The organism is Amazonocrinis nigriterrae CENA67, from assembly GCF_016056305.1.
Classification (GTDB): Bacteria; Cyanobacteriota; Cyanobacteriia; order Cyanobacteriales; family Nostocaceae; genus Amazonocrinis; species Amazonocrinis nigriterrae.
In genome coordinates, this window is record NZ_JAECZC010000111.1 from 18,056 (window position 1) to 29,981 (window position 11,926).

Consider the following 11,926-nt stretch of genomic DNA (forward strand, 5'->3'; position numbering starts at 1 on the left):
ATCTATTGCATTGGTATATCAATTACAAACTCAGTTCCCTGTCCTGGCTTGGAATTACAAGTTAACTGACCCTTATGTTTATCAACGACAATTTGATAGCTAATCGATAACCCTAACCCAGTGCCACTACCTACTGCTTTTGTGGTAAAAAATGGATTAAATATTTTCTGTCGCACCACTTCTGCCATACCAAAACCATTATCAGCAATCCGAATTCTAATAATATTAGAGTCCACTTGTTCAGTGCGAATACGAATTTGGGGTTTAGTCAAAAGTCCATAGTTCATAGTCAATAGTTCAGAATTCTTAACCGTTGACTGTTGAACGCCAGTTTGCTCAACGGAGGGAACCTCCCTACCCTTCGGGTTCTGCTTTGCAGTACGGGTTCGCAGTTCCTTCAAGTCGGCAAAGCCGCCCAACGGACTGCTCACCGCACGCAACTGGCTCCTGTTGACTATTGACTCTTCCAAAGCATCGATAGCATTACTGAGGATATTCATAAACACTTGATTGAGTTGACTGGCATAACAAGTAACTTTAGGTAGATTTGCGTATTCTTTGATAATTTCAATTACCGCAAAATCTCTATTTTTAAGTCGCCTTGCTTCTGTGTTAGTTTTCTGAAGTCGATGGTGCAAAATCATCAAAGTGTTGTCAATGCCCTCATGAATATCCACAGGTTTCATTTCGGACTCATCCAAGCGGGAGAAGTTGCGTAAGCTCAAAACAATGCTGCGAATGCGCGAACTACCAATTTTCATTGAATCTATAATTTTTGGCAGATCTTCTGCTAGAAAATTTAGATCAATTGCCTGAGATTTTTCTTCAACTAAAGATGAGGGCTGAGTATATTCTTGTTGATAAATTGCAATTAAATCTAATAAGTTTTTGACATATTCACTAGCATGATTGATATTGCCATGAATAAAATTGATGGGGTTATTAATTTCATGGGCAATTCCGGCTATCATTTGCCCTAAGGAAGACATTTTTTCACTTTGAATTAATTGAGCTTGAGTTTGCTGTAATTCTTGTAGAGTTTGTTCTAGACTGTGATTTTTTTCATTGAGTTCTGCCGTTCTTACCAGGACTCTCTCCTCTAGAATATGGTTGTATTCTTCCAAGCGTTTGTTAGCTTGTGCCAAATTTTTGTAGAGCATGGCATTTTCTAAAGATATGGCTGCTTGCGTAGTTATCAGTTTGAGGAGTTCTAGGCGATCGCGTGTAAATGCTCCCGTGGTTAGATTATTTTCTAAGTAAAGAATGCCTAGAAATTTACTTTGCTTAATCATCGGAATACATAATATACATTTTGGCTCTTCCTGGGTAATGTAAATATCTGCTGATAAGGAAGGCTCAGCTTTTACATCATCAATTACTAATATTTCTCGCGTACGTTTGACGTAGTTAATCAAAGAAATAGGAACCTGGTAGCTAGACTCTAAGGGAATTGTTATAAATTCTGTGCAGGTGGGTGCAAAAGTTGAGCTAGCACTGACTGCGGTGACAGTTAAGTTCAAGTTATTACCTTCGCTCAACATCAGAACACACTTAGATGCCCCAGCATTTTCCATGACAACTTCTATTAACGTAGAAAGAATTTTTTGTAACTCAATTTCTCCAGAAATTGCTTGATAAGCTCTAACAACAGCTGCCAAATCGAGCATATCTGAAATGCTGGTATGAGAAGCAACGACGGTTTCATAAGTACTGAGAAGAGTTTTAGTGCTAGGTGTAGATACAGATATGTTCAGTTTAGTTGTACTGTTTTCACTGGAAACCAGACTAAATTTTTCTTGCTGGATAATGGGTGTCAGAAATTGCGGATAATGTTTTTGTAAGTCGTTGACTTTAGCTAATGCTCCCCAGCGAACGTAGCCATAGTAGGCATCAATTAGGTAGGTTTGAGCAATCTTAATTTTGCCCCATTTTAAATAGAACTTAGCTGCTAGTTCGTTAGCGAGAGCTTCTTCATGGATATACTCATATTCTGTGGCCAGGGTGATGGCACGATCATAATAATCAATTGCTTCGAGATATTTACCTAAAACCCGATAATACTCAGCCTCTACTAAATAAAACTTATGTAAATGATTGATGGGAATATGGTTAGCCCATTTACGCATCTTCTCTTGGTTGGCCGCCACTTTAGCTAAGATTTGTTTTTGTTGAAGCGGCTCGGTGTTATGATATATAGCTAGCCACGCCAAAGAATTATAAAAATAAAATTGAGGAACTATAAATTGTCCTGCTCCACTCACTAAATACTTTTCTAGTTTCAGAGAGTTTTCAACTGCTTGGGGGTAATCGGTAAATAAATAACATAATTGCAGCTTACATAAATATGAATATACAAGTGCAATTCCATCATTGGCTTGTATTTGTATGGGAAGCATTTTTTCCTCGTCGTAAGCTTCACCAATTAAACAACAGGGATTTTGAACTTCCCCCATTAGATTCAATACTGTCTGTCGATAAATTTTAATCCAATGAAAGACACCATTCTGTTTGAGTTGACTGACAGCATAACTGTAGGTTGCCATCTCCCGCTCAAGTTCCGTTAGTTCTTTACCACTGAAATATGAAATGTAGCAGTATGCTTTTAGAGAATAGGCAGCAAATTCTAAGTCTCCTGTTTCTATGCCAGCAGAATAAGCTTCCAGAAGAGGCTTGAAGATTTCCCTAATAGATTCTTTCCAATGGATAACATGTGCATTAACCGTCTGGATGACTTTAGCTTTGATTTCTCTAACATTGAACCGTGACAATAAATTTACAGCTAATTTACCAAACTGGTAACCAAGTTCTATGTCTTCAAAAAGTCCGCAAAGCATTAACCCATAAACAGCATATGCATATGCTGATAAGGGAGAATTGCCGTGTTTAAGCGACAGATTAATCTGTTTCAAGCAAATCAGAGGCATAAGTTCTGGGACAGCTTGATAGGCAAGAGCGATCGCACTTGATAAAATACGCATTACTGCCAGTGGTTCTGCTGCTGTCATCTGCGGTAGGTCAATTAAATCCTCAATTCTTTGATGAGCGAGATTTGAAATTGTAATTTCTATTTCTTTGTGAACATCACTCTGGCTGGGATTTTCAGGAAAACTCACTCCCAACAGCTTCAAGAAAGCCAGTCCTGCTTTCACAGCTTCTAGTGCTTTATTTTGTGCGCCAAATGCCTGAATAATCACCTCATAAACTTTTACTTTATCCAGCGGTGTTTTAGCCTCTGCTAATATAATGTCTGTTAATTTTTGCATCAGTTCAAAGTCACCGCTAAGATATGCCGCCTCTGCTGCGGTTTCATACAAAGCTAGGCTTAGCTCATATTTAGTTTTCCAGCTATCATCAGCCAGCAGTTCAATACCAGTATTTAAATAATTAACAGCAGCTGAGTAAGCTGTTGATGCTACAGCTTTACGTCCAGCAGTTAGATTCATCGTAGCTAACTCATAACGTTTAGCTTCACGAGTAATGAATTCCACTGCCATATTGAACTGATTGACAAGATCAAAAATCTTTTCTTCCCGTTCTTCAACAGGGATATTACCCAACAGCAGTAGTCCAATTTTTAAATGAATTGATTTTCTTTGGTCTTCGGGTATCAGAGAATAGGCAGCTTGCTGCACCCTGTCATGTACAAATTTATATCTAGGTAACTGATAATTACTAATTTGTCCTTCGGTTGATTTTTTTTGACTATCAATTATTTCTATATTATCTTCTGGAAAAAAGTTATAAACTTCAGTTTGAGGTAAAATTAAGCTGTCGAGTAATGCTGTCCATAAATCTGATGCTGTATCTACCAAAGATTTTTCATGAATAATAGAGATAGTTTTTAATTCAAATTCATTGCCTATGCAAGCAGCTAACTTTAACAACTTTTGAGTGTTTTCTGGCATTTTTTTGATTTGAATTGCCATAAATTCTACAACATCATCTGTAAGTGATAATACTTTAATTTCTTCAATTCTGTACTGCCAACAACCTGTTTCTAAGTTAAGTTTAATTAGTCCATCTTGATATAAAGACTTGATAAATTTAGTTGCAAAAAAGGGATTGCCTTGAGTTTTAGCAAATACCATTTGTGTCATGGGAATGGCTATTACTTCAGTACAATGAAGTGTATCAGCAACTAAATGGTTTAAATCAGCCTGAGTTAAAGGCAAAAGTTTAATAGTATTAATATTTACTTTAGTTTTACAAATTTCTTTTAGTGTTAAATATAAAGAATGTGTATTAGAGACTTCATTATCTCTATATGTACCAATTAGCAAAAACCCATCTTGATTATCAAAGATATTCTCTGTTTCACTAATAGTAGGAGAAGATGTATTTTCAGTTACTAATAATTGAATTAGTTTTAAAGAAGCCAAATCTGCCCACTGTAAATCATCTAGAAATATTACCAAAGGATGCTCTTTATTAGTCAAGACTTTGATGAATCGTTGAAACAGTAAATTGAAACGATTCTGTGCAGCACTACCAAGGAGTTCTGTAACCAGTGGTTGCTTGCCAATAATTTTTTCTATTTCTGGAAGAACATCAATAATTACCTGAGCTTGTGTACCTAATGCCGATAAAATTTTGGTTTTCCATTCTTGAATTTGGACATCACTTTCTGAGAGTATTTGCTCAATTAAATCTCGAAAAGCTTGTACCAACCCTGACAAGGGAATATCACGTTGGAATTGGTCAAATTTACCTTTAATGAAGTAACCACGCATTCGCACAATTGGTTTGTGAACTTCGTTCACCACAGCGGTTTTACCAATACCAGACGAACCCACAACTAATATCATTTCAGTTTGACCGCTTGTCACACGATCAAAAGTCGCGAGTAGGGTTTCAACTTCGCGTTGGCGACCATAAAGTTTTTCGGGAATGACAAAACAGTTTGATATGTCTCGAACTCCCAACTCAAAGTTTGTGATAGTTCCAGTTTCTTGCCATTGATTTCGACATACTTCTAAGTCATGTCTGAGTCCATGACCACTTTGATAGCGGTCTTCGGCATTTTTAGCCATCAGCTTGCTGACGATATTAGACAAAATCAGCGGAATACTGGGGTTAATCAGATTTGCTTTTGGGGGTTCCTTGGCAATATGAGAGTAAACTAATTCCATTGGTTCAGTGGTGGTGAAGGGTAACTGTCCAGTTAGGAGTTCAAAGAAAGTCACACCCAAGGAATAAAAGTCTGTGCGGTAGTCGATACCTCGGTTCATGCGTCCCGTTTGTTCAGGGGAAATGTAAGCTAGAGTTCCTTCTAAACTGTTGGGATTTGTCAGAACTTGAATTTCTTTAGGTAAGAGGGTAGCAATACTAAAATCAATGAGTTTGATATCACCTGTGGTGGGGTGAATTAGAATGTTAGCAGGTTTGATATCTTTGTGAATGATGCGATGACGATGTAGTTCTTCAAGGATGGAAGAAATTTCAATAGCAATGTGGAAAAACTCACTCAAAGAAATAGGATTTTTCCCAATACCTTGCTTTGTCTGTCGCCAGTCTTTGAGAGAGATACTACCAAAATCTTCCATGACTAAAATATAGCCATTGCGATAGTTTTCTAAGCTATGGGGTTTGACTATGCCAGGCAGGTCAAGGTCTTTGATAATATTGTATTGATTACGAAACTGGGCAATTTCAACGAAACTAGGATATTCATTTCGCATCAGTTTCAAGACAACTAGTTTTTGGTCTTTCTCTCTAATACCCCGATAAACCAGAGTTTTACTCCCTGAGTAAATTTGCTCAGTAATTTTATAGCCAATTATAGGATATATTGTATCTAATACTACTAGCATTTTAGTTTATACCCATACTTCTATTCCTATTGTTCAGTATTCCCATTACGAAAGATAAATTATCATTGAATTTCTCTAAAATATTATTTAAACTTATTTATTTTCAGTGAAAATAAATAAGTTTAAATAAAGACAATTGTCTCAGTTTAAGTAATTTAAGAATATTAAATTTTTTTTAAAGCAAAAATAGTGGTAAGTAATACTAAGTTATACTGTTAAGTATTAGCATTTATGTGTCAGTTATCTCTAACTCCTAACTTGCACATTTTAGAACCCTTATACCGTATGGCTTTGAGGAATATCATAAAAATGTGCTTGTTTCATATTTTGCGGGAGCGTTAATTGCACCCCTTGGACACTTTCAAGAAACACAGGGAGTGGGGAGTAGGGAGTAGGGAGTCGGGGAAGAAAGTGTTTCTTTCATATTTTGCGCTTTGCGTCTGCGTGCTAGTTAGAGGTTCACATCTTGCACCAGTGATTTGGTAAAAATTTTTGTAGTTGGGCACTGCTAATAATTCACTCAAACCATTATTTTGATATTGTGGGCAGTGTCTACCTTACGCTTCTAGAGAATGGTCTAAGATATCAACTTAGGACTTACACACTCGTGACGAAAAACTAAGCTTTTGAGATTACTTCGCTTCACTCATAATGACGTAAAATCGTAGTTCGTGCGTAAGTCCTGCAACTAACCAAAATTTATCTTGTATATACCCGTTTTAACTAGCAATATATATGTTTAATAAAACAATAAAAAACCTGCCGTTACCCTTGATAAAAAGTGAATTACGGCAGATTTATTGGATATATTGCAGCTTTCCATGACACGGCAGTTGAAGTTAATATTCCTTGCTAGTCATAAGACTCAGATATTTTGATTTTCAGTCTATCAAAATAAGACAGACTAATATACCAATTTCCAGAGTGGGAAAATTTTTATTCCTAGTTTAATCGTTAAATAGAAGAAGAGTAGGTCAATCCTATTTCAAGCTTGAGTTTCACATGAGTGCTACTTGTTTTTCCTGTTTTGAGGTATTTTGAACTAACTCTCTTTACCCACCTTCGGATATCTGTTTTTCAGATTGGGTATTAAGGGTGGCAAGGATAATAATGAGCGCAAATACTATTTGATTTTCTGTTTAATAAAAGTCACAACTTGAGTTAGCTGTTTCTTCAAACCCTCGATTTCTGCTTGCATTTTGGCAATTTTTTCATTTAGTGCTTCAATTTCTGCGGAGGAAGCTGCCACAGTATCAGAAGTTACTATTGTGTCGTTTGTGTGGGCAACTGCTGGTGTATTATTTACAACAACTGCTGCTGTGCCATTTGTTGCAGCAGCAACTGCTGCTGTGCCATTTGTTGCAACAGCTGCTGGAACTAGTTCTGGGCGCGGTAGTTTCGCTTTTGTCATCGCTAACTTAATCGCACCAATTAGTTGTTTCTGATCAAAAGGCTTGCCTAGAAATTCAAAATACTCAAAAGGTTCTGAGATTTTCTCTGTCACCTCTTCTTTGCGGCCAGACATGATCACTAAAGGAATTTTTCTTAACTCAGGGTGAGCTTGAACTTGCTGGAAAACTTCCCAGCCACTCATTTTAGGCAACAGGAAGTCCAACATGATCAAGCTGAGTTTTTCCTGACGGATGAGATTTAGTCCTTCCAGACCGTCTTTTGCTTCCAAAACCTCAAAGTTGCCTGGAGGCAACATTTCTCTGACTTTTACCCTGACAACTGTAGTGTCATCGATAACTAAAATCTTGTTACTTGCCACGTCTAATTGCTCTAACAGAAAATTTAAGTGTAAATAGCGGCTAAGCCGCTTGTCCTTGAGAATCCTCCCACTATATCTAAAAGTTTTATGGATTGGGGGATAGTATATTTCGGTATAAATCTCATTACAGCAAGTGCTTTACAAAACTCGTGCTTATGTTCTTCTCAATTTGTGTCATGGTGATATTTAAGGCTTAATCCTTGCTCAAAAGCATAGTAAACTCGCCCCACAGTACTTTTGGATCTTGCTTGGATATCTATGACTTCCTCACAACCAGCCCAACTCAAGTCAGAAATTACGGCAATGCCTCACTGGTTACGCCGCCCTATTGGTAAAGCCAGTGAGCTTTCCACTGTACAACGGATTATCAAGCAACGCCAAATTCACACGATTTGCGAAGAGGGACGCTGCCCTAACAGAGGGGAATGCTACGCTCAAAAAACCGCAACTTTCTTACTACTAGGCCCAACCTGTACACGTTCTTGCGCTTTTTGCCAAGTAGATAAAGGTCATGCACCAATGCCTATTGACCCAGAGGAACCACAAAAGGTGGCAGAGGCGGTACAACTTTTGGGATTGCGTTATGTGGTACTGACTTCCGTTGCCCGTGATGACTTACCGGATCAGGGAGCAGGCCAGTTTGTCAAGACAATGGAGACTATCCGCCAGTTAAACCCAGACACGCAAATTGAAGTGCTGACACCTGATTTTTGGGGTGGTGCAGGTGCTGGAGAGTTAGGTCAACGCCAGCGGATAGAGATGATTGTTAAAGCCAAGCCAGCTTGTTTCAATCACAATATTGAGACAGTGCGAAGATTAACTGGGCCAGTGCGGCGAGGAGCTAAGTACGATCGCTCGCTACGGGTACTAGCAATAGTTAAAGAACTCGATCCCAGCATACCCACAAAATCAGGTTTAATGCTCGGACACGGTGAAACTACCTCAGAAGTAATCGAAACAATGAAAGATTTAAGGGCAGTGGGATGCGATCGCTTGACAATTGGTCAATATATGCGTCCCTCCCTAGACCATCTGCCAGTCCAAAAATACTGGACACCAGAGGAATTTAAGCAACTAGGCAGTTTAGCATGGAAAATAGGATTTAATCACGTCCGTTCCGGGCCTTTGGTTCGGAGTTCTTACCATGCAGGTGAAGAGGAAGTAGGGAGTGGGGAGTAGGGAGTAGGGTGATGGGGTGATGGGGTGATGGGGAGAAATAACCAATCCCAATTCCCAATTCCCCATTCCCAATTTCCAATTCCCAATTCCCAATTCCCACAAATATTTCTAAAGAATTTGTCTAATTGGCACGCCTGTTTGGTATTTCTTAAAAAGTCCTGACATTAGGAGAACGCTTATGACTGCTAAAAGCAAGAGTTCCGCTGTTGTTGAAACTGGTGCTAAACCTCCCTATGCCTTTCGCACGGGTTGGGCACTGTTGTTGCTAGCTATCAACTTTCTGGTAGCGGCCTATTATTTCCACATCATCGAATAGTTAGAAGTGGAGTGGTGCTGCTCAAATCGTACCTTTGAATAAACCTTTGGGACGAATGAGCAGCACCAAAATCATAATCAACAGCGCTATTCCCTGTTTGTACTGAGAACCCAGCCAGGGGGTACTAACTTCTTGGGCAATTCCAATAATGAAAGCTGCAACAATTGCTCCGTATGGGTTGCCAATCCCTCCTAAAATCACTGAAGCGAACAAAGGTAAAATCAAGAACCAGCCCATGTTAGGACGCACTGCTGTAATTAACCCGTACATACTGCCACCCAAGGATGTGAGTGTGCCAGCAATCAGCCAAGTCCAAATGATCACTTGATCGACATTGATGCCAGAAACCCTAGCTAAATCTATATCATCAGCAACGGCTCGCATTGCTTTACCGATTTTAGTATTTTGCAAGAGGTAGTGCAGCGCCAAAATTGCTAAAACTGCCAACGCCAATACTAACAATTGATTTTGGGGCACTTTTATACCCAAGATGTCTAAAGCCGGTGTCACGGGTACATTGTAATTTTGATTTCTACCACCCCAAATAAAAATAATGCCATTACGAAGAAATAAGGCAAGTCCGATGGAGATAATAATCAGTGTTGTAGAAGTAGCGCGGATCTGGCGCATCCTTGACCACAGCAACTTTTCTGATAACACCATCACTGCCACTGTTCCCACTGCTGCCAGAATCATTGATAGCCAAATATTTACGCCAACAGTATTGACTAGTAAAGTCAAATAAGCTCCTAAGGTGAGAAAATCACCGTGGGCGAAATTAGATAACCGTAAAATTCCGTAGGTGAGAGTTAGCCCTACTGCTGCTAAGGCAATAATACTACCTACAGCAATGCCATTAACGATTAATTGAGCGAGTTGTACATCCATAGTTTTAACTAAATAGTTACTGTAAATAAATTTTAGGAGAGTGATTTTATAAAAAACTTTTGTTACATGGGTTACAATTGACACTAGAAGTTATGTTTTACAAACAAAAAAGAATTGTGAGCTAATATACATAGAATCTTCGCATTTTTGTGCGAAGCCAAATTTGTTCAGCGGTCTAGTTGACCATGCAGCAGTATTCAAGCTTACCAGAACAGAACTCACAAATAGATGCAACGCCAACACCTTTGATCAAAATCCAGCAACTTCGTGCTGAGTTGTGGCTGGAGCGCAGCCTCAACCATTTGCAAACCAGCCTTAATGATTGCCTGCTTGCTGCTTCTAATAATGTCCTACAGGCAAGCAGCCCAGAAGCAGAAATTTGCCAAACTGTGGTGAATGAACTCGACAGTGCTTTGAATGGTGATCGGGTGGCGATCGCTCTGTTTCAACCACAAGAAACAGTGGCTAGAGTTTGCTACGTTTCTCATTCTCCATCAAGAGCAGAATCTTTTGTTGTAGAGGTAGTCGGGAAAAAAACCAAAAAGCTACGGTTGAAATTGCAAGAGGTATTAGCACTCAAAGATTTGCAGCAGATTGAGAACCAACAACCCCCTAGTGCTTGGCAATTAACTGACGATTCTGGGAGTGTTATGGGTTGGCTAATTGTCGCCACAGCATTTCCTCAGTCTGATTGCGAACCGTTTAGTACATTACAAGCTCAACTCAGACCGCAGTTGATGACAAGAGCCGCCAAATACTGTGCTACTGCACTAGCACAATTAAGGCAAATACAATCTTGGCAGCAACACTCTCAACAGTTAGGTAGCTTTAATCAAGAATTGGAGCGCAGCAATCAACTGAAAAACCAGTTTCTGGCAAACACTAGTCACGAAATCCGCACACCGCTGAGTTCGATTATTGGTTTTACCCACCTTTTGTTAGCTCAAGGCTATGAGCCAACAAAAGAACGGCATCAAGAGTATTTAAGGATTATTCAGTCTAGCGGCAAGCATTTACTAGCGCTAATCAACGATATTTTAGATTTGTCAAAAATTGAAGCTAATCAGCTAGAGGTGCAGTGGGAAAATGTAAACGTGCCAGAGCTATGTCGGAATGTTTTGGCTCTGGTAAAAGAGAAAGCTGCTAACAAAGGTTTGAAACTGCGTCTCGAACTAGACTCCAATGTGACAACAGTTGTGGCTGACCCCTTACGACTCAAGCAAATGCTGCTGAATTTGCTTTTCAACGCTCTCAAATTTACCAGCACAGGTGTTGTGGGTTTAGAGGTAGTAGCCAAAGGTGTATTCGTACATTTTATAGTTTGGGATACAGGTATTGGCATCTCTCAAGAAGATCAGGCTCAACTGTTTCAACCCTATTTCCAAATTTCCAATGTCACTAGTCGCAATGAAGGTACTGGTTTAGGGTTAGCGGTAACTCGCAAACTTGCTGAAATTCATGGTGGTTACGTAGAGGTGGAATCGGAAGTAAATCGCGGTTCGCGGTTTACTATCATTCTTCCATTTACACCTTTTCTGGAAGCGGGGGAAGTTAGGGAAGATGGGGGAGATCTGGGGGTAACAGCTTCTTTATATCCTCTGGCGATTACACCTAGTTCTTCAAAGGAGATTTTATTGGTAGAAGATGACTTACCCAATGGTGAATTGATGGAAACTTATTTAGGTAAATTGGGTTATCACGTCACTTGGGTAAAGACTGCTAGCCAAATGTGGACTGTTCTCACAGAGTTAGAGCCAGCAGTAATTTTAATGGATGTCAATCTGCCAGATGGAAATGGACTTAACTTAGTACAGCAGTTGCGGTCAAATCAGCACTATCAAAAGATTCCGATCATTGCTCAAACAGCAATGGCGATGAAAGGCGATCGCGAAATTTGTCTGGCTGCTGGAGTTAATGACTATATCTCTAAACCGATTGATTTATCACTGTTAACTAGTCTGG

6 protein-coding genes are annotated in these 11,926 nt (G+C 39.3%); 3 read left to right on the plus strand and 3 right to left on the minus strand.

Translation table 11 applies throughout. The features are described 5' to 3' along the window. Positions 1 to 2: 2 nt before the first annotated feature. Complete coding sequence (locus I8748_RS33695; RefSeq protein WP_198128826.1) at positions 3 to 5,810, minus strand: trifunctional serine/threonine-protein kinase/ATP-binding protein/sensor histidine kinase; 5,808 nt, start codon at positions 5,808 to 5,810, stop codon at positions 3 to 5. A 1,123-nt stretch (positions 5,811 to 6,933) separates the two neighbouring features. Further along, positions 6,934 to 7,581 (minus strand): response regulator, encoded by a 648-nt coding sequence (locus I8748_RS33700; protein ID WP_198128827.1) that lies wholly within the window; start codon positions 7,579 to 7,581, stop codon positions 6,934 to 6,936. A 258-nt stretch (positions 7,582 to 7,839) separates the two neighbouring features. Between I8748_RS33700 and lipA the strand changes: the two genes are divergently transcribed. Both lipA and psaX read left to right on the plus strand, forming a co-directional pair. Then, complete coding sequence (gene lipA / locus I8748_RS33705) at positions 7,840 to 8,760, plus strand: lipoyl synthase (protein WP_198128828.1); 921 nt, start codon at positions 7,840 to 7,842, stop codon at positions 8,758 to 8,760. 178 nt (positions 8,761 to 8,938) lie between these two features. Further along, complete coding sequence (psaX, locus tag I8748_RS33710) at positions 8,939 to 9,076, plus strand: photosystem I protein PsaX (RefSeq protein WP_198128829.1); 138 nt, start codon at positions 8,939 to 8,941, stop codon at positions 9,074 to 9,076. Positions 9,077 to 9,097: 21 nt separating this feature from the next. On the opposite strand, the gene I8748_RS33715 is transcribed toward psaX, so the two are convergent. After that, complete coding sequence (locus I8748_RS33715; protein WP_198128830.1) at positions 9,098 to 9,964, minus strand: branched-chain amino acid ABC transporter permease; 867 nt, start codon at positions 9,962 to 9,964, stop codon at positions 9,098 to 9,100. 185 nt (positions 9,965 to 10,149) lie between these two features. Between I8748_RS33715 and hrmK the strand changes: the two genes are divergently transcribed. After that, positions 10,150 to 11,926, plus strand: a 1,777-nt coding sequence (gene hrmK, locus I8748_RS33720; protein WP_198128831.1) for a hybrid histidine kinase/response regulator HrmK, incomplete at its 3' end; no start/stop codon positions are given.

What these genes read in the sequence shown, in the direction of transcription:
- I8748_RS33695 (WP_198128826.1), bottom strand. Translation starts at nt 5,810, where the DNA reads ATGCTAGTAGTATTAGATACAATATATCCTATAATTGGCTATAAAATT.
- lipA (WP_198128828.1), top strand. Translation starts at nt 7,840, where the DNA reads ATGACTTCCTCACAACCAGCCCAACTCAAGTCAGAAATTACGGCAATG.
- psaX (WP_198128829.1), top strand. Translation starts at nt 8,939, where the DNA reads ATGACTGCTAAAAGCAAGAGTTCCGCTGTTGTTGAAACTGGTGCTAAA.
- I8748_RS33715 (WP_198128830.1), bottom strand. Translation starts at nt 9,964, where the DNA reads ATGGATGTACAACTCGCTCAATTAATCGTTAATGGCATTGCTGTAGGT.